Annotated in this window: 17 protein-coding genes; 8 read left to right on the top strand and 9 right to left on the bottom strand. The window is 33.4% G+C overall.

Annotated features, from left to right (window positions below):
• Nucleotides 1–5 precede the first annotated feature (5 nt).
• From hemW to ACW9JY_RS05675, 9 genes are all read right to left on the bottom strand, one after another.
• The gene (hemW, locus tag ACW9JY_RS05635; protein WP_457283654.1) at nt 6–1148 is read right to left on the bottom strand and encodes a radical SAM family heme chaperone HemW; all 1143 of its coding nucleotides are present in this window, start codon (nt 1146–1148) and stop codon (nt 6–8) included.
• Nucleotides 1138–1899 carry a hypothetical protein gene (locus ACW9JY_RS05640; protein ID WP_457283655.1) on the bottom strand — a complete coding sequence of 254 codons (762 nt, stop codon included), beginning with the start codon at nt 1897–1899 and terminating at the stop codon, nt 1138–1140. Before ACW9JY_RS05640 ends, hemW begins: the two co-directional genes overlap by 11 nt.
• Before the next feature lie 53 nt (nt 1900–1952).
• A complete protein-coding gene (gene gatB / locus ACW9JY_RS05645) occupies nt 1953–3389 on the bottom strand; it encodes an Asp-tRNA(Asn)/Glu-tRNA(Gln) amidotransferase subunit GatB (RefSeq protein ID WP_457283672.1) in 1437 nt (478 codons plus the stop codon).
• The gene (gene gatA / locus ACW9JY_RS05650; protein WP_457283656.1) at nt 3379–4749 is read right to left on the bottom strand and encodes an Asp-tRNA(Asn)/Glu-tRNA(Gln) amidotransferase subunit GatA; all 1371 of its coding nucleotides are present in this window, start codon (nt 4747–4749) and stop codon (nt 3379–3381) included. Before gatA ends, gatB begins: the two co-directional genes overlap by 11 nt.
• A gap of 18 nt (nt 4750–4767) precedes the next feature.
• Nucleotides 4768–5448: a rhomboid family intramembrane serine protease gene (locus tag ACW9JY_RS05655; protein WP_103076513.1), complete on the bottom strand. Its 681-nt coding sequence runs from the start codon at nt 5446–5448 to the stop codon at nt 4768–4770.
• A 193-nt stretch (nt 5449–5641) separates the two neighbouring features.
• On the bottom strand, nt 5642–8074 hold the full coding sequence (pheT, locus tag ACW9JY_RS05660) for a phenylalanine--tRNA ligase subunit beta (RefSeq protein ID WP_457283657.1): 2433 nt from the start codon (nt 8072–8074) through the stop codon (nt 5642–5644).
• A 45-nt stretch (nt 8075–8119) separates the two neighbouring features.
• The gene (locus ACW9JY_RS05665; protein ID WP_103076515.1) at nt 8120–9154 is read right to left on the bottom strand and encodes a phenylalanine--tRNA ligase subunit alpha; all 1035 of its coding nucleotides are present in this window, start codon (nt 9152–9154) and stop codon (nt 8120–8122) included.
• A 93-nt stretch (nt 9155–9247) separates the two neighbouring features.
• Nucleotides 9248–9754: a hypothetical protein gene (locus ACW9JY_RS05670; RefSeq protein WP_103076516.1), complete on the bottom strand. Its 507-nt coding sequence runs from the start codon at nt 9752–9754 to the stop codon at nt 9248–9250.
• Complete coding sequence (locus ACW9JY_RS05675) at nt 9747–10319, bottom strand: flavin reductase family protein (RefSeq protein ID WP_103076517.1); 573 nt, start codon at nt 10317–10319, stop codon at nt 9747–9749. The genes ACW9JY_RS05670 and ACW9JY_RS05675 overlap by 8 nt, the downstream gene beginning before the upstream one ends.
• A gap of 133 nt (nt 10320–10452) precedes the next feature.
• Between ACW9JY_RS05675 and ACW9JY_RS05680 the strand changes: the two genes are divergently transcribed.
• The 8 genes from ACW9JY_RS05680 to ACW9JY_RS05715 all read left to right on the top strand — a co-directional run bounded on the left by ACW9JY_RS05680 (nt 10453) and on the right by ACW9JY_RS05715 (nt 19439).
• Complete coding sequence (locus tag ACW9JY_RS05680; RefSeq protein ID WP_169925099.1) at nt 10453–11097, top strand: ABC transporter ATP-binding protein; 645 nt, start codon at nt 10453–10455, stop codon at nt 11095–11097.
• The gene (locus ACW9JY_RS05685; protein ID WP_457283658.1) at nt 11081–11872 is read left to right on the top strand and encodes an ABC transporter permease; all 792 of its coding nucleotides are present in this window, start codon (nt 11081–11083) and stop codon (nt 11870–11872) included. Before ACW9JY_RS05680 ends, ACW9JY_RS05685 begins: the two co-directional genes overlap by 17 nt.
• Before the next feature lie 53 nt (nt 11873–11925).
• The gene (locus ACW9JY_RS05690; RefSeq protein ID WP_457283659.1) at nt 11926–13074 is read left to right on the top strand and encodes an MFS transporter; all 1149 of its coding nucleotides are present in this window, start codon (nt 11926–11928) and stop codon (nt 13072–13074) included.
• A 48-nt stretch (nt 13075–13122) separates the two neighbouring features.
• The gene (locus ACW9JY_RS05695; RefSeq protein ID WP_457283660.1) at nt 13123–13425 is read left to right on the top strand and encodes a PadR family transcriptional regulator; all 303 of its coding nucleotides are present in this window, start codon (nt 13123–13125) and stop codon (nt 13423–13425) included.
• Nucleotides 13426–13535: 110 nt separating this feature from the next.
• Nucleotides 13536–14786, top strand: coding sequence for a glutamate-5-semialdehyde dehydrogenase (locus ACW9JY_RS05700; protein WP_457283661.1), 1251 nt, complete (start codon nt 13536–13538; stop codon nt 14784–14786).
• Between the two features lies 1 nt (nt 14787).
• Nucleotides 14788–15612 (top strand): pyrroline-5-carboxylate reductase, encoded by an 825-nt coding sequence (gene proC / locus ACW9JY_RS05705; RefSeq protein ID WP_457283662.1) that lies wholly within the window; start codon nt 14788–14790, stop codon nt 15610–15612.
• On the top strand, nt 15605–16900 hold the full coding sequence (gene purB, locus ACW9JY_RS05710) for an adenylosuccinate lyase (RefSeq protein WP_457283663.1): 1296 nt from the start codon (nt 15605–15607) through the stop codon (nt 16898–16900). The genes proC and purB overlap by 8 nt, the downstream gene beginning before the upstream one ends.
• A 172-nt stretch (nt 16901–17072) precedes the next feature.
• Nucleotides 17073–19439, top strand: a complete 2367-nt coding sequence (locus ACW9JY_RS05715; protein ID WP_457283664.1) for a Lon protease family protein — start codon at nt 17073–17075, stop codon at nt 19437–19439.
• The last annotated feature ends 53 nt before the right edge of the window (nt 19440–19492 follow it).

A 19492-nucleotide genomic window follows, 5' to 3' on the forward strand; every position in this document is an offset into this window, starting at 1 on the left:
CTCCCTTAAATTGAAGATATCTCTAATAACTTCTCAAAAACATACCTTGAAAAATTTAAGCCTTTTGTAGTTAATTTAATAGAATCATCAATAGATATATACCCGTCCAAATTATTTTTTGTCTGACTTAAGACATTATCAACCAAACTTTTAGAAAACCTTTTTACCAAAGAGTCATAAGTTATTCCTCTTGTTAGTCTCAAAGACATAAAAAGGGTCTCTAACAATTCAGTAAACTCATCATTCACATTTTTTGTATCGTATGGAAGTTCATCATCATTTAATTTTGTAATATACACTTTAACATCTGAGGTATTCACATATCTCTCGTTGTTGATATGCCCTCCTGCAGAAACTCCAAATCCTACATAATCTAAGTTATACCAATAAAATTGATTGTGAATACATTCTTTGTTGGGTAGGGACCAACTTGAAATTTCATATCTGTTATATTCTAATTTTTCCAATTGATCATAGATATAATCAAGAAGTTCATCTACTAAGTCATCTTCCGGAAGTTTCATTTCCTTGATTTCAAGAAAATGTTTTAAAGGAGTATTGTGTGAAGAATCCAATAAATAATAAGAAATATGAGAGGGTTTCATCTTTTCTATAAACTCTAAATTACTATTAACCGTCTCAAAATTTTCATAAGGTAATCCAAGAATAAAATCCACATTTATATTATCATAAAAAGATTTCAAAAGTTCATAAGATTCTAACCCTTTATTAAAATCATGGGCTCTTCCTACGGTTTTTAATATCTTATCAGAAGTACTTTGGAACCCCATAGATATTCTGTTAATCCCAATTTCCTTGTAAAGTTGTACTTTTTTCTCATCAACACTTTCGGGATTTACCTCTATCGTGAATTCCTCTAAATCAGATAGATCCATATGTTCTTGTAATGAACGAAAGGTTTGCAAAATAAATTCTTTCTCAACAAAAGATGGGGTTCCGCCTCCAAAATAAACCGTTCTAACCTTCCTATCTTTTAATTTTTCACCTTTCAAAGCTATTTCTTTGTATAATGCATTAAAATATTCTTCTTTTAAGGAAAAATCAGTTGTAGACACATAATCACAATAAAGGCATCTCTTCACACAAAAAGGTATGTGTAAATATACTGCAATATAATTAGAATTCAAAAAACAAACTTCCTCCTTTTTCGTTGAACGAAAAAAGTAGAGGCAACTTAAGATTTTCGTTATACAGATAAAATTCGTAAAAAAAGTCTTGACCGAAAGCTATTCTTGTACCAAGATGCAACTGTTGACCGAATACATTCATAGGAATTGAGAATCCAATATTTGGATACCATTTTTGTTGTATCAGTGATGCTCCTATGTCTATCGTATCGACATAGTAACTATCTAGGTTAACAAGAGGAATATTTAAATACAAACCATTTGAATAACCTAAACTAATAGGTATTTCTACAGGCCTAAATATTTGAGCTTTTACTTCAAATAGATTTATATTTTTATTGTTAAAAAGAAATAGATTTCCTATAGCATATGAAGGGGCATTGAACTTAGCTTGAATGAAGTTATATATATCATGGTCGACATTTTTAACCTCAACTCTTTGAAAATTTTTTACTGTCAAAACTCCTAAAAAATTATTTTCAAGTTTGTACTCGTATCCCACACCAAATTCACTGTTGTATACTGGTACATTCACAAACATTTTAAAAAAAGATTCTCCACTTTTCAATTTTATCGTCCTGTTAAAGAGTTTATTTTCTATATATAAAGAGTTGTAATCGGAATAACCGATCTCTAATCCAAAATCTTCAAAAGATGACGTGGACAGTGAAAAGGTTGCTCCTTTATTCTCTATCTCTGGTTCAAAAGGAGTGTAACCTACATAAGATAAGATTACTGTCGAAATAAACATAAAAAACCAGATAAAATACAATTTTCTCAAGGTTCATCACCTCGTGGTGATTATCAATTATCTTCAAGTAATTCTTTGAGTATTTCGTTTGTTTTTTGGGGGTTAGCTTTACCTTTCGTCTCTTTCATAACTTGGCCGACAAAAAATCCCAACAGCTTCTTTTTCCCATTTTTATATTTTTCAACACTATCGGTATTTTCTTTTAAGACATTTTCAATTATTTTTCTTAGTTCATCTTCGTTTTCTATTTGCTTTAAACCTTTCTTTTCAACAATCTGTTTAGGGCTATCACCCGTTCTATACATCTCGGGAAATATATCTTTGGCGATCTTTGTTGAAATTGTATTCGTATCTAAAAGCATTTTTAATTCTGCAAAATGTTCGGGTTTAATTTTTACAGTTTGAATACTATCCTCATTTTCTTTCATCTCTCTTAATAACTCAGTTAAGATAAAATTACTAACAAATTTGGCATCCTTAGCCAATTCTACACATCTTTCATAATAATCAGCTAATTCTTTGTCTGAAGAGAGAATTTGTGCATCATATTCAGGTATATTGTACTGTGAAACAAACCTTTTAGCCTTCTCTTCTGTCATTTCCGGAATGAGTTTTCTAACGGTTTCAATAAGTTCGTCGTTCAGAATCAGTATAGGGAGATCTGGTTCGGGAAAATACCTGTAGTCCATTTCCTCTTCTTTTGTTCTCATTGAAAATGTCTCTTTTTTGTTGGCATCCCAACCTCTCGTTTCTTGTATTAACTCTCCACCTTTTTCTAAATTATTGATAATTCTATCTCTTTCATATTCTAACGCTTTTTCTACAAATTTGAATGAGTTTATATTCTTAATCTCTACCCTTTTACTTATTTCTTTGTTTTCTTGGTTGAGAATAGAAATATTTGCATCACATCTCAAGGCTCCTTTTTCCATATCACCCGTTGAAACATCAGCGTACCTAAGCAAATTTCTTAATTTCTCCATAAAAATCCTTGCCTGTTTAGGAGTCTCAATATCCGGTTCTGTTACAATCTCTAAAAGAGGTATACCTGCTCTATTAAAATCTATTAAACTTTCTTGAGCAGAGGAAATTTGATCACCTTCATGAAGCATCTTAGCGGTGTCTTCTTCCAAATGCATCCTTCTTATTCTTATCTTTTTGCCTTCAACGTCGATGTATCCACCACTTACTATGGGATGAAAATATTGTGTAATTTGATAACCTTTTGGCAAATCAGGGTAAAAATAATTCTTTCTATCAAACCTAGAAAACTTATTTATCTGCCCATTTAGTATTAATCCAGTTTTTATCGCAAGTTTAAGCGCTTCTTCGTTTAATACCGGCAATGTTCCAGGTTGCCCCGTACACACTGGGCAAATATTAATATTCGGCTCAGCTTCAAAATGTTCTGTACTGCATGAACAAAAGGCTTTAGATTTTGTTAGTAATTGGGCGTGTATTTCCAATCCTATAATGGTTTTATACATAATTTTTCAACTCCCTAGGGGTCTCTTTAAAGAAATTGTCTGCTATAGTTAATAGTTCCTCATCTTTCATGTAGCGACCAATGAATTGTATACCAAAAGGTAACCCTTGGACATCACCAAAGGGAATACTTATGGCAGGTGACCCAGTTAAATTCGCAGGAATTGTAAAAATATCCATTAAATAATAGTCTAAAGGTTTTAACTTTTCCCCTATCTTTGGTGGAAGAACAGGAGATGTGGGGGTCATTATCAAATGATAATCATTCAAAATTTCCTTCATTTTGTTACTCAACAATTTTCTTACTTTTGAGGCCTTTGAGTAATATTGATCATAATAAAGAGAAGAAAGGTTAAAAGTCCCCATCATTATTCTCCTTTTTACCTCTATTCCTAAGCCAACCTCTCTGGTAGCTTTATACATTTTATTTAAACCTAAGGCATGGTTCCTCAATCCGTATTTGACTCCGTCGTATCTTGAAAGATTGGATGAGGCTTCAGCAGGAGCTATTATATAATAAATAGCTACTGAATATTCCAATTCTGGTATATCTTTTATATCAACTTTTGCTCCTTTACTTCTCAAAAAGTTAATAACCCTTTCAAATTGTTTTATTACATTATCATCTGCATTTTCATGGTAAACAACCTTTGGAACGCAGATTTTGGTTTTGGATAAATCAATATCTACATCTTTTACGAGATCTTTATCGTGCTCCAACGTGGTTGGATCTTTGGGATCTTTTCCTTTCATAATTTCTGTAACCGTTCTGACGTCCTTTACATTATTTGCAAAAACACCTATCTGATCCAATGAAGATGAAAAGGCTGTTAAACCGTGTCGAGATATCATACCGTATGACGGCTTAAATCCAACAACACCGCAAAAAGCAGCAGGTTGTCTTACCGAGCCTCCTGTATCAGATCCCAAAGAAAATGGAACGTACCCTGCTGCTACCGCTGCAGCTGAACCTCCACTACTACCCCCTGGAACTCTTGTCAAATCCTTAGGATTTTTTACAGGTCCAAAGGCTGAATGTTCATTGGTATTACCCATGGCAAACTCGTCCATATTAGTTTTCCCTACTACTGTAAAACCTGCTTTTAAAAGTTTTTCAACGGCAGTTGCGGTATAAGGGGAACTATAATTTTCAAGGATTTTAGAACCGTTTGTTGTTTTAGTTCCTTCAACTAAAATGTTATCCTTGACCAAGAAAGGTATGCCAAAATAATCACCATCTTTGTTGCCTTCTACCTTTTCTATTCTTAAAACCGAATTTATTTCTTTATCTTTTTCATAAATCCTTTTGATACTGTCTTCTATAACATTTTTGCCAACCAAATCGTCTATGGTCAAATATATCACCTCAAAAAAGAGTTTTAATTAAAATATGTAATATCTAAAATCGAATATCAAAAGTAAAATAAAACTTGCAATAATTAATCCGTAAGACAAGTAAGAAAGCGTTCTCCATGTTTGGTAACTCCTCTTCGTGTATCTTATAGGTGTTAACCAGCCAAAGGTAAAACCTATCCCTAATCCTCCTAAATGGGCAAAATTGTTTATATTAGCACCCGGTAAGAATCCCCAGATCACGTTTATTAAGATAATTGGGAGTAGAGCGGTACCTGTTACAGGTCTTAATATAGTAGGGGTATCGTGTCTAAATCCCGCTCCAAAAAGTAGGCCTATCAATCCGAATATTGCACCTGATGCTCCTACAGAGATTGCACTGGGTAAAAATAAGTGGGTTAAAAGATTACCAAAAATACCTGATAACATGTATATAGAAATGAATCTTTCTTTTCCATAAGCCCTTTCAACTAAGTTACCCACGTAAAATAAGGCGATCATATTGAAAAATATGTGAAATAAGCCACCATGAACAAACATTGAAGTAATCAGTCTGAACCATTCTCCAGCTGTGATTAAATTACCTAGTTGGGCACCAAAAAGTATGTATATACGTGGGTTAGAAAAAGCGCTTATACCACCAAATAAAAACATCATTATAAATATTAAAACATTCAACATTATTAAGTAACTTGTGACATTTCTTTGCATCTCTTTCTCCTTTCTTTATCTATTAATGTCTTTATAAATTCTAAAACTTACTTTAGCACCCCTTCGCCCTGCATCCCACCCACAATTGGATGGGAGGGCTCCGCCCTGTAACCCTTTAAAAATCAAAATTTTATTTTTGAAAATCTTTTTATTACTAAAGTGTCTATTATCTATATCTAGGTCAATCTTATGCCTAGCTTTCTCGAAGTTTGATCCCTTTATTGTTCAAACTTTCTAAAATAGATCTTTCGACTTGATTGACTTCTTCTTCCGTCAAAGTTTTATTTTCTGATCTATAAACTATTGAAACGGTTATACTTGTTTTATCTTCTTCTATGTTTTTTCCTCTGTAAACATCAAAAATTTTAAAATCTTCTACAATATCTGCCACATTTATTATTATTTCTTGAATCTCTTTAAATTCAATGTTTAGTGGAACAATCATAGAATACTCTCTTTTGATAGCAGGAAAATCGACTTTTCTGAATTCTCTTTTTATTTCCTTCTTACCTTCAAATATTTTGTCTAAGTTGATCTCACAGATATATATTGGGTCTTTTATTTCGTAATAATTATCGGCTATCACTGGATCAAGTAAACCTAAAAAGCCAACTTCTTCACTGTTAATAAATAAAAGAGCACTTTGTGCTTTCAAAAAACCAGATTGATCGTTTCTTACGTATTCTACTTTTACATGGAATTCATTCAACAAGTTTTCTAAAGCACCTTTTACAGAATAAAATGTAACCTCTCTCTTATCTGTGAAATCATCATTATTTTCTCTTCCCGTAGCCACAAAGGCAAGGTTAGTAAATTCCTTGGCACCTGTCTCACTACCTTTCTCTGCTTGGAAAACTTTATCAATTTCGAACATTTTTATATCTTTTATTTGATTTCTATAATTAAATGAAGCTGAATCCAATAAACCATATATCAATTTGGATGACATGTATTCTAATTCTGAGGAGATAGGATTAATCAATTTTAAATCCAATTCGCTTTCCATCCACATTCTATTGCCATTGTTCAATGGAAAGGTCTTTGCCTCATGATAACCGTTAGCCAACATAATATCCGCTACCTTCTCTTTAAAAGAAACAAAATCTCCCTTACTTCCTATCATTCCATTTAGATTTGGGAAAGCAGACTGTATTTTTGAGTAGCCATAAACTCTACCAACTTCTTCAACAAGATCAATTTCTTGGGTAATATCTGGCCTTTTTGTAGGAATAGAAACCTTCCATTCTTCATCTATTGTATCAAAGGATAAATTCGTTTTCTTGTTTACATCTTCCATTTCCTTCTGGTGCGAACTTTTTTCCACTTTTGTGAAAGGGAAATCTAATTTTTTTAATATTTGTTCAATTTCTTTTTCTGCTAATTCTTTTCCCAACCTATTGTTTATATAACTTTTTTTAATCGATATTTCTTTATTTTTTATAGGTTCGGGATAAATATCCGTTGTAGGTCCGCCTACTTTTCCCCCTGCCAATTCGTTAATCAATTTAATCAATCTACCCATTACCATCTCACTATCGTTTGGATCAACTCCTCTTTCAAAACGATACGAAGAATCAGAAGTTATCTTATGGTAAGTGGAAGACCTTCTTATATTAACAGGATCAAAATGGGCAACTTCTAGTAAGATATCTTTCGTATTTTCGTTGATACCGCTTAATTCTCCCCCCATTATGCCTCCAAGTGCAATTATGTTATCACCGTCGGTTATAAGTGTTTCTGCTCCTTCCATGGTGTACTCTTTACCATCTAAAAGAAGGATTTTTTCACCTTTTTTAGCTTTTCTAACAATTATTTGATCCCCTATAAGATCTAAATCAAATGCATGGATAGGATGACCTGTTTCTAACATTACATAGTTCGTTATATCTACAATATTGTTTATACTTCTTATTCCTGATCTTCCCAACCTTTTAACAAGCCACATTGGGGATGGTCCAACTTTTACATCTTTTACAACTGTTGCCATATATCGATTACATTTTTCATATTCTATTCTTACGGGAAACCCCTCACCTTTACTAATTTTTATATACTCAGGTAATTTAAATCCTACACCACAATCTATCGTTTCTAACTCTTTGGCAACACCTAAATAAGAAAGTAAATCAGGTCTATTGGGAAGTATCTCTATCTCTAAAACGTGGTCATACAGATCAAAAAATTTTACAAAATCTGTTCCATTCGGAACATCATCTATTATTCTGTAAATTTTATCCGCATCACTAGATATACCTAATTCCTTCAAAGAACACATCATTCCCTGAGAGATTACTCCCTTGAACTCTCGTTCTTCTATTTTTATATTGTTTGCTAAAGTTGCCCCAGGAAGTGCAACTGGAACTTTTTCTCCAACCTTAACCGTAAGGTCCCCAGTGACTATATTTTTGATCTCTTTCCCCACGTCTATCTTACAAATTACTAAATTATCAGCATTTTCAAGTGGAGCTATTTCCTTAATCTCTCCAACTGTTATATTGTTAAGATCATTCCCCATTTTTTCAAAACCTTCTACATCTACAGAGTGAAGTTTTATCTCTTTTACTAATTCTTCGATATTTTTTGTGACTTTTATATAATCTTCAAGCCAATTTAAAGATACTTTCATTGTTACCTCCCTCTAAAATTTTGCTTGTCAATGATGGATAGTTGATTATAAACTTTCAATAAATCTTGCATCATTTTTATAAAATTCTCTTATATCTGGAATGTTATATTTCAACATCGCCACTCTTTCAATTCCCATTCCAAAAGCAAAACCTTGCCATACTTTTGGATCGTAATTAACACTTCGAAAAACGTTTGGATGAACTAAACCGGCTCCTAATATTTCTATCCAACCAGTATTTTTACAAACATTACACCCTTTTCCTCCACAAAAGATACAACTGATATCTACCTCAAAACTCGGTTCGGTAAAAGGGAAATAGCTTGGGCGTAACAATATCGAAACTTTATTCCCAAAAAATTTTTGAGCAAAAACTTCAAGATACATTTTTAGATGGGAAACGGAAACATTTCTATCAACATACAACCCTTCTACCTGATGAAAAACGGGGGAATGCGTGGCGTCTAGTTCATCTTTTCTGTATACCCTTCCAGGGGATATTATGGCCAAAGGCGGTTTGCTTTTCAACATAGTTCTCACTTGAACGGGAGAAGTATGCGTTCTTAATAGCTTTTCTTTGTCCAAAGATAAATAAAAAGTATCCTGCATTTCTCTGGCAGGATGCCATTCAGGGGTATTAAGCGCATCAAAATTGTACCAAGAATTCTCTATTTCTGGACCTTCAGCTACTGAAAAACCCATTCCAATGAATATTTCTTCTATTTCTTTCCTTGTTTTTGTGATTAAATTTTCTTTCCCAACCTTTCTACGAGCCCCAGGAATCGTAATATCAACCCAGTTTTTTTTCTCCTTTTCTTCCCTTTCCTTTTCTTCCAACTCACTCAACTTTTCATCAAAAATAGTTCCTAATTCTTCTTTCAATTCATTTACACTTTTACCATACTCTTTTTTTAATTCTACATCGTCGATATCTTTAAGATTGTTCATTAGAGACTTGATTAAACCTTTTTTACCTAAATATTTAGATTTTAGATTTTGAAATTCTTGCATATTTGTTATTTCTTGTAGTTCTCTTTTTAAAGTACCTATGATTTCATCTTTGTCTATTATTAAAGCCATCAAAATCCTCCTAAATTTTAAAAATCTAGCTGTTGCCCTGTAGCCCTTTTAAAATCAAAATCTTATTTCAAAAAATCGCTTTTTTCTAAAATATTAATTGAAAAAATCTTTTGATTCATATACGATAGGTTCTCCCAACATATTAACTACCTTGTCAGTGGTTGCTTGTAATAGTTCCACAGAATCACTTATCACCAATATACTGCAATCCTTTTTATAATAAGAAATAATCATTGAAATGTCAGAAAGCTCATCGTAGTTAATATCACACTTTCTAGCTCCTATAAATATCAAATGACGCCTTTTAGGTTTGTTTTTAAGTATGTTGTATATGCTATCTTTCCAAATTTGAGGAACCACTATATGTGTAAAAGATCTTCCCACCCAATTTATTCCGTTTGCAAGAAATCCATTTATTTTAACTTCTTTTGCGTACTTTTCAGGTTCTGAAATTAACTTAAAGAAATATGAGGTCATTAATTCCGTATTAGTGGTATATAACCCTAACGAATTCCCTTTTTCCAACTTAATTTCTGGGAAGGTGATAGAAGGTTTTACAATATCTAAAATGATGCTATTTGAAATTTCTTCTTCAATCACCTTGCACACCTCTTTTTATTGTTTTTCGAATCTCGTCGATTACTTTCTTAGTATCGATCTTTTCAATTTTAGTCGCATCAAGAGTCGAAAAAGTATCGTTACTTAGATACAACAAGGGTTTTAAATTTTCTAATGATCCTTCATTTTTGTGCAAAGCAATCACTTTTCCAACAACTAATTCATGATCTCCGACAGTAAAAGAATTTTCTAACGTGCATTCCATTGAAAAATAACCATCAACAATATAGGGGGAATTTACGAATTCAGAATCTTTCACCTTAACTCCTGCTGCCGAGAGCTTATCACCTTCTCTTGCAGAAATCCGTCCAACTTTTACGGATAACTCCGATTTCTCATACGGTAAAAAACTGACTGTAAATTCTTTTTCCTTAATTAACATGGGGTAAGTATATCTTTGTTTTTTAATAGCAAATCCAAACAGAGGTGGATTTGACGAAAGGGGTGTACTCCAAGCCACAGTCATCGAATTAACAAAAGAACCACTCTTAATAGTGACCAAGCACACAGGCATAACGATATTTTCACTGAATCGATTAATATTCACACTTATCCCTCCAGAAGAAAATTATACCATAACAATAGAAAAATCTGACATTTTTATTGACAATTTGAAAAAAAGAGTTATAATATAAATATCGTCTTTCGATATCGATATTAGATATATGGAGGGAATAATTTTGATTGAATTTAAAAATGTTTCAAAAAAATTCCAAGATAAGTACATCCTAAGAAATTTTAATCTCAAAGTTCAAGAAAGGAGTAAAACACTTATTTTTGGAAAATCTGGAATTGGAAAGACCACTATTTTTAGACTACTTTTAGGATTCATAAAACCAGACGAAGGACAATTACTATACAAAAATGAAGAGTTGAATGGTAAAAATGTATGGGATTTAAGAAGAGATGCTGTGTATATTGGGCAGGAATTAGATATCGCTGATGGAACCGTAAGAGAAATAATTCGTACTATATTGAATTATAAAATAAATCTTAAAAAATCTTTCAATGAATCAGAATTACTAAAATTATTCGATTTTTTTGAACTACACGAAAATATTTTAGATAAAGATTTCCAATCACTTTCAGGTGGAGAAAAACAAAGAGTTTTGATATCTATCTTTACATTTTTAAACAAAAAGTTATACTTACTAGATGAGATTACCTCTTCTCTGGATAGAGAGATGAAAAATAAAGTCATAGAATATTTACTATCAAAAAAAGAGTGGACTTTGATTGCAATATCTCATGATCAAGAATGGTTAAATAAAGAAGGTTTGAATATAATAGAGATGGGAGGGAATAATAATGGAACCTACAACTGATATTTCTTTATTTTCACTTGCAATGGCTTATTTATTAATATTTTTCCCCATTATCTTGAGTTATATTTTTAATTTAAAAATAACTCGAGATACTTTAATTTCAACGATCAGGATGAGCATCCAGCTTTTCATCATGTCTTTAATTTTAGTATATCTTTTCCAATTTGATTATACATGGTTGAATATAGGTTGGCTATTTTTTATGATCTCTTTTGCTGTATTTCGAGTGATTGGTAGTAGTGGTTTAAATTTCAAAAGGTTCATTTGGCCTGTATTCTTTGCCCTTGCTATTTCAAATTTTATTGTACTTTTTTACTTTGATTTTATAATTTTAAGATTGGACAACATTTTCACAGCAAGATATTTCGTTGTCCTTGGCGGAATGCTCTTAGGTAACGCTTTAACAGGAGATATTATTGGAATTAGTAATTTTTACAAAGATATAGAAAGAAATAAACAGAGATATTTTTTTGCTTTGGGAAATGGGGCTACCGTTTATGAAGCCACACTTCCATATTTAAGGAACGCATTGATATCTGCTCTTAGACCAACCATAGCAAGCATGGCTACAGTTGGAATCGTGTATCTACCTGGAATGATGACAGGTCAGATTTTGGGAGGGGCGTCTCCACAAACAGCTATAAAATACCAAATCGCCATATATGTAGCTATTTTAACGTCGGTCTCTCTTTCCGTAACCCTAACAATATTATTCACAATGAAAAGTAGCTTCGATGAGTATGGGATACTTCGCGAAGATATCTTTAAAAAATAAACAAAGGAAGGTGCTCTAAAACGAAAAAAACGGCTATCGGTTTTATAGTTGCTATGGGAATTGTGAGTTTATTTGCAGATATCACACATGAAGGGGCAAGAAGTTTAATCGGTCCGTATTTAGGTTTATTAGGAGCGAGTGCAACTGCGGTGGGAATCATTTCAGGTTTAGGCGAGTTCATAGGTTACGGTTTGAGGTTGTTAACTGGTTATTTAAGTGATAAAACTCGTAGATATTGGCTTTTCACTTTTTTAGGGTATGGGATGGATTTATTCGCGGTTCCTTTATTGGCTCTTGCCGGAAGATGGGAAATAGCAGCTATGCTAATAATTATGGAAAGAACAGGAAAAGCTATAAGAAAGCCTTCGAAAGATACCCTTATGTCTTATGCAGCGCGAAATGTGGGAAGTGGTAAAGGATTTGCCATAGCAGAGGTCCTTGATCAAATTGGAGCTGTCTCAGGACCTGTTATTTTAAGTTTGATTCTATTATTCAAGTCAGGGGATGAGTTAGCAAACTACCGATTCGCATTTGCAATATTATTGATACCTGCATTGATTACTTTAATCTTGCTGTTAATTAGTAGATTGAACTTTCCACAACCCGAGAAATTTGAAGTGAAAGAGGAGACGATTAACTTTGAGGGGATCTCAAAATCGTACTGGTTGTACTTAGTAGCCATCTCCTTAATTGCAGCAGGTTTCGCAGATTTTCCTTTGTTGGCGTTCCATTTTCAAAGAATTGATATTTTCAGCCCAACTATGATACCTTTTATGTATGCGATAGCTATGGGAGTTGATGCTGTTTCTGCATTGATCTTTGGTTTGTTTTACGATAAAGTAGGAGTTACCAGCCTCATAATTGCTTCCAGTCTCTCAATATTTTTTTCTCCCTTTTCATTTTTATCTAACTCTTCATTGGTAGTGATCTTAGGCGTTATTTTGTGGGGAATCGGAATGGGAGCCCAAGAATCGATTTTAAAATCTGTTGTAGCCGATATTGTCACCCCTGAGAAAAGAGGAACCGCATATGGTTTTTTTAACGCTATCTTCGGCTTTTTTTGGTTCATAGGTAGTGCGATTATGGGGGTCTTGTATGATCATACAATCGTTAGTTTGGTTATCTTTTCCATGATAGTAGAAAGTGCCGCTGTTTTTACCCTTTTCCTTCTCAAATCAAAACTTGGTAATGCAGTTAAATAAAACGAAAGGAGGAAAATAGTCATAAAAGAATCAAACGATCGTATTAAAATGAATAAATATTTAAATAAAATCTTGAATGGTTTAATTCAAATACATATATTGCACCATGCACAAAAATCTCCAATCTATGGAAGCTGGATGATTTCTGAGTTAAAAAGGCACGGTTACAATATAAGCCCAGGTACTTTGTATCCCTTACTACACAAGATGGAAAAAGAAAATCTTCTCACTAAAAGAACTGAAATAGTAGAAGGTAAAAAAAGGATATATTACTCTATTACAAGCCAAGGAGAAAACCTATTAAAGGAATTAAAAGCAAAAGTAAAAGAACTATTTCATGAAATAATATAATTATATAAAAAAGGTGAGCTTTGCCTTTACGTTCACAGTCAAAAAGTTATGATATAATTAAAAAACATAAAAAAAAACGGGGAGAAAATCAAGAGAGGGAGGGCAAAATTGTGAATTTACAGGAGTATGTTTTAAGCAAGGCAAAAAAGGCTAAAGATACTTCAAGAAACTTTAGCTCAACTTCTGAAACGGATAAGATCAAAATTCTTAACTATATTTCGGAAGAGCTAATGGCCAATAAAAACTATATAATATCAGAAAACCAAAAGGATGTCGAAGTTGCTAAAAACACTGGGATGTCAAGCAGTCTTTTAGATAGGCTGTTACTGAACGAGGAAAGAATCACCAAAATGGCTAAAGGTGTGCAAAAAGTGGCACAACTTCAAAGTAGTGTTGGTAACATCTCTCAAATGTGGAAAAGGCCAAACGGATTGATGATTGGAAAGATGGTAGTCCCTTTAGGGGTAATCGCCATCATATATGAAAGCAGGCCAAATGTAACAGTAGATGCAGCAGCATTATGTATAAAATCGGGTAACTGTGTGGTATTAAGAGGTGGTTCTGAAGCGATTCATTCTAACAACGCTTTGGTGAAGATTATCCATCAAGCTATTGAAAAAGCCGGTTTTTCAAAGGATATAGTGCAGTTCATTGAGATTATAGATAGAAAAGCTGTTGATGAATTGATGAAGCTATACGAATACATCGATGTGCTGATACCTCGAGGCGGTCCATCTTTAATTAAAAATACGGTTGAAAATTCTATGATCCCTGTTATACAAACGGGGGCGGGGAACTGTCACGTGTATGTTGATAAACAAGCCGATCTTGAAAAGGCACTTAAAATCGTTGAAAACGCTAAAATGAGCAGACCCTCCGTCTGTAACGCAGCAGAAAAATTATTGGTCCACAAAGATATCGCAGAAGAGTTTCTACCAAAAATATACTCAATCTTTGAAAAGAAAGTAGAATTAAGAGGCTGCGAAAAAACCTTGAAAATAATACCTCAAATGAAACCGGCACAAGAAGAAGATTGGTCAACTGAATATTTAGATTACATAATGGCAGTTAAAATAGTTGATAGTACTGAAGAAGCCATAAATCAAATAAACAAGTACAGCACGAAGCATTCTGAAGCAATTATAACCGAGAATTATACTACCGCGCAAAAATTCCTAAACGAAATAGATTCTGCAGCCGTTTACGTCAATGCTTCAACGAGATTTACCGATGGTGAAGAGTTCGGCTTCGGCGCGGAAATGGGGATAAGTACACAAAAATTGCATGTTCGAGGACCGATTGGAATCAACGAGTTAACAACCACCAAATACATTATCTTGGGAAACGGGCAGGTTAGATAGTATGGATGAAAAACTGTGTGTGATAGGTTTGGGAAAAATGGGAAGCACGTTAGTAAAAGGTTTAATCCAAACAAAAACACTTAAAAGAGAACAAATAATCGGAACAGATGTCTTTGAATACGATTCTGAAAGAAATTCTAATTACTGTGACATAAAAACTATGTCCGATAATGCAAAAGCGGTGAAAGAATCTGACATCGTTCTTTTAGCTGTGAAACCGCAAGTAATAGATAAAGTATTGGAAGAAATAAGTCCTTTTTGTGAAAACAAGATAGTTATATCAATAGCTGCAGGAGTAAGTTTGCGCCATTTGGATAAAGCTTTACCAGTTTCATCAAAGATAATAAGAGCCATGCCCAACACCCCTATTTTAGTTGGTGAAGGCGTTATTGCTATAAGTAAAAAGAAGAACGTTGACGAAAATGATTTGAGAACGGTTAAGAAGATTTTGGAAAGTGTTGGAAAGGTATATTTGGTTGAAGAATATATGATGGACGCGATAACAGCTTTAAGTGGGAGCGGACCGGCATATGTCTATATTATGATAGAGGCTTTATCCGACGGTGGTGTTCTAATGGGTTTACCTAGAGAGCTTTCCACTGAATTTGCCGCAAGAACTTTACTTGGCGCTGCAAGAATGGTTTTAGAAACACAGAAACACCCTGGAGAATTAAAAGATATGGTTACTTCCCCAGGAGGTACATCAATAAGAGGAATAGAAGTTTTAGAATCTCATGGTTTACGAGGCATCCTTATGGACGCTGTAAAAGAAGCAACTATACGGTCAAAAGAACTGAATTCACAAAGAGGTGTTGATATTGATTGAAAGGTACTCTCTTTCTCCAATTAAAGACATTTGGACTTTAGATGCCCAATACGAAAGATGGCTTGAAGTAGAAGTAGCTGTAACAGAAGCCTTTGAAGAACTGAACCTTGCTCCCAAAGGTACATCCCAAAATATTCGACAAAAAGCAAAATTAGACGTTCAAAAAATATTAAACACAGAAAAAATAGTGGATCATGACGTGATAGCCTTTATAAAAGTGGTAACTGAAGATATGGGAGATGAGGCAAGATACTTTCACAAAGGCTTAACATCGTCGGATGTTGTCGATACAGCTTTATCGTTAGCTATAAAAAGAGCGGGAGAGATTATTCTTGATGAGCTAACTAAATACATAGCTAATCTCAAAAAACTAGCTGTAGATCACAAGTATACTATTATAGTTGGAAGAACCCATGGGGTGCACGCTGAGCCAACATCTTTTGGATTAAAAATTTTAGGATTTGTTGCGGAAGAAGAAAGAAACAAAGAAAGATTAGAAAAGGCTATAGATAACATTTCCCAAGGAAAACTCAGCGGAGCGGTTGGAAATTATGCTAACATAGAACCAAAAGTAGAGGAAATCGCTTTGAAAAAACTCAACCTCAGACCTTGTAAAGTATCTACTCAAGTTTTACCAAGGGATCTTCACGCTGAATTTTTCAGTGTTTTAGCTATGATAGGAAGCGGTATAGAAAGACTTGCTATAGAAATCAGGCACCTTCAAAAAACAGAGGTCCTGGAAATAGAAGAACCTTTTAAAAAAGGGCAACGGGGTTCTTCAGCGATGCCCCATAAGAAAAACCCCATATTGTGTGAAAGGTTGACGGGGATGTCAAGAATGCTAAGATCTTACTTATCTTCTGCTTATGAAAATATCTCCTTATGGCACGAAAGAGATATTTCTCATTCGTCTGTAGAAAGAGTGTTTATACCGGATGCAACAATGCTTACTTACTACATGTTGAATAAAGCAAATTACTTAGTTGAAAACTTAGTTGTTCACAAAGATAGAATGAAAGAAAACATAGAAAAATCGTATAATTTAATTTATTCTCAACGGGTGTTGCTGAAATTAGTTGAATTAGGGGTAAGTAGGGAGGAAGCTTATAAAATAGTTCAAGAAAACGCTATGAAAGCTTGGAATGAAAGGCGTGATTTTAAAGCAATTTTATTGGAAGATAACAGAGTAAATACAAAATTTTCTGAAAAAGAAGCCTTTGAAGATATATTTTCGCCTGATTATTATCTAAAAAATATAAACAAAATTTACGAAAGGTTTGAACTTTAAGGGTGGGGAGCGGGGCAAAAGGCAAAGAACTTTTATCCTTATAGGTGGAGAGCGGAGCGAAGGACAAAGAACTTTTATCCTTATGGGTGGGGAGCGGGGCGAAGGGGCGCTATTAATCAAGTTTTTAGAATTTCTAAAAGTGGTAAAAGTGCAAATAAAGGAGGCATGAATCATGAAACTTACTTTAAGTGATTTTGAAATTAAAATCCCAGATATCAACATCGATAACACTTCAGAAATAAAAATTGGTTCTTATCAAGATTACACCATACAAACGGATGCCTGTGAAATCCTACAATTTGCCTTGGAAAGCAGTAACGATTCAAACAATGTTTTCATTGTTGGTCCAAATCGTAGTGGTAGAAGAGGTATGACTCGAAAGATCATCGAAAGAATTTCATTAACTCAAAAAGCTCCTCAAGATCTTCTGTATGTTTTTAATTTCAAAGAAGAAAAGAAACCCAAGCTGTTGAAACTACCCGCCGGAGAGGCCAAAAATTTCAAATCTGAATTGCAATCTATTATTAATTCGTCTGTACAAGTTTTAAATAAAACTATGCAGACGGAAGAATTCCAACAAAGATTAAGTTCATTAGAAAAAGAATACAACGAGCAGAGGGAAAAATTGTGGTCCGATCTAAGAAAACAGGCTCAAACTCTTGGCTTTATACTTGAGGCTTCTGAAAAAGGTATAGTGAGTGTTCCTGTTTACGATGGCAAAAAAATAAGCAGCTCTGAGTTTGAAAATCTTCCCGAAGAGATAAAGGAGTATTTTAGAAAAAATTCAGAGAAGTTGCGAGAATTAATTGAAAAAACTATGGTAAAGATCACGGAGATGGATAAAGAATACTGGGAAGAAGTTAAAAACTTACGACGCTATTGGGCTGCATTTAGCTTAGCTAAGCTTTTTGAACCCCTTGAAAAGAAATATCTCAAATATTCAGATGTTTTTGAATACCTTCAAAACTTAAAAGAAGACATAGCTTCTCATTTATCCCAATTAACTTCTGAAAATCAAAACCTAATAACTTATCTTAAAGAAAAAAGATACAATGTCAACATTGTAGTAGATAATTCTTATCTACAAGGTGCTCCTGTGATAGAAGAAGATAACCCCACTTTTTCAAATTTGGTTGGTAGAATAGAGTATTATTCCCAAATGGGACTTCTCCAAACTGATTTTACAATGATAAAATCGGGGGCTTTCCACAGGGCAAATGGTGGTTATTTAATCATGGAAGCGGAAAAAGTTTTAAGAAAACCTTACGCTTGGGAGGTAATTAAAAGGGTTTTATCTGAAAAAGAAGTAAAAATTGAAAATATTCAAACTGCTGAAGGCTATTCGAACGTTGAAAGTTTGGAACCAGAACCTTTATCTTTAACCGTTAAAGTAGTACTCATTGGAGAAGAATGGGTGTACGATTTATTAAGAGTTTACGATAGCGAATTCGAAAAACTTTTTCCTATAAAATCACAATTTGACTATGAGGCAGCGTTAAGTAACGAGAATTTAAATAAATTTTTAGCTTTCTTAAGCAACACAGTGGAAGAAAACGATATCTCACATTTTACAAAAGATGCGATTGAAGAGATAATCAAGTACAGTTGTAGGATGAATGGAAATAACAAAAGGTTCTCTTTAAAATTGGGGGAAATTAAGAATCTACTAATAGACTCTTGCAACATTTCTAGAAAAAATGGAACAAGCCCATATATAACCTCCAAAGATATAAAAGATACTATAAAGTTTAGAGAAAAAATGTTTTCCTTTCATAAGAAAAAATTATTTAATGCAATTAAAGAACAAAAGATTGACATAAGAACTGAAGGCTCTGAAGTCGGACAAATAAATGGATTAACTGTTTTGGATACAGGAGATTTCACCTTTGGGCATCCAGTGAAAATAACAGCAAAAAGTTACAGATCCTCTTCTGAAAAAATCATAAATATACACAGGGATATTGATTTAAGCGGGAAAATATACAAAAAATCTTCATTGATAATAGAAAACTATTTCAAACATAAATTTTCTTCTTTCATAGAAACAGGCTTCGGCGTTTCTTTAAATTTTGAACAAGTTTACTCTATCATTGAAGGAGACAGCGCTACAATAGCAGAAACTCTGGCTTTAATGTCTTCTATAGCTAACATTCCATTGAAACAAAATATTGCCATCACCGGATCTATGAATCAAAGTGGAGAGGTTTTACCAGTTGGAGGAATAATCGAAAAAATAGAAGGATTTTACGACGCTTGTAAAAATCTCAATTTTACAGGAGACCAAGGGGTAATTATTCCAAATAAGAATATCGATAATATTGTATTAAAAGATGAAATAAACGAAGATATACAAAATGGAAAGTTCCATATTTGGGCTATTGATAATATAGACGAAGCGATCGAACTAATGACAGATTACAAAGCAGGTATACCAAATGAAAATGGAGAATACGAAGAAGGCACATTTTATTATTATGTGAGTAAAAACCTCAAGAAATTATCAAAGGAAGAGAAAAAAGAAAAAGACGAAAAAAAATAACAAATAAGCCAGATCAATTTTAAAACCCCCATCGTATATAGATGGGGGATTTT

Source organism: Petrotoga sp. DB-2, from assembly GCF_054051725.1.

Coding starts and splice junctions, on each gene's coding strand:
- ACW9JY_RS05690 (WP_457283659.1), top strand. CDS start 11,926: ATGGGAATTGTGAGTTTATTTGCAGATATCACACATGAAGGGGCAAGA.
- ACW9JY_RS05715 (WP_457283664.1), top strand. CDS start 17,073: ATGAAACTTACTTTAAGTGATTTTGAAATTAAAATCCCAGATATCAAC.
- ACW9JY_RS05655 (WP_103076513.1), bottom strand. CDS start 5,448: ATGCAAAGAAATGTCACAAGTTACTTAATAATGTTGAATGTTTTAATA.
- pheT (WP_457283657.1), bottom strand. CDS start 8,074: ATGAAAGTATCTTTAAATTGGCTTGAAGATTATATAAAAGTCACAAAA.
- ACW9JY_RS05665 (WP_103076515.1), bottom strand. CDS start 9,154: ATGGCTTTAATAATAGACAAAGATGAAATCATAGGTACTTTAAAAAGA.
- proC (WP_457283662.1), top strand. CDS start 14,788: ATGGATGAAAAACTGTGTGTGATAGGTTTGGGAAAAATGGGAAGCACG.
- ACW9JY_RS05695 (WP_457283660.1), top strand. CDS start 13,123: ATGAATAAATATTTAAATAAAATCTTGAATGGTTTAATTCAAATACAT.
- ACW9JY_RS05640 (WP_457283655.1), bottom strand. CDS start 1,899: ATGTTTATTTCGACAGTAATCTTATCTTATGTAGGTTACACTCCTTTT.
- ACW9JY_RS05685 (WP_457283658.1), top strand. CDS start 11,081: ATGGAACCTACAACTGATATTTCTTTATTTTCACTTGCAATGGCTTAT.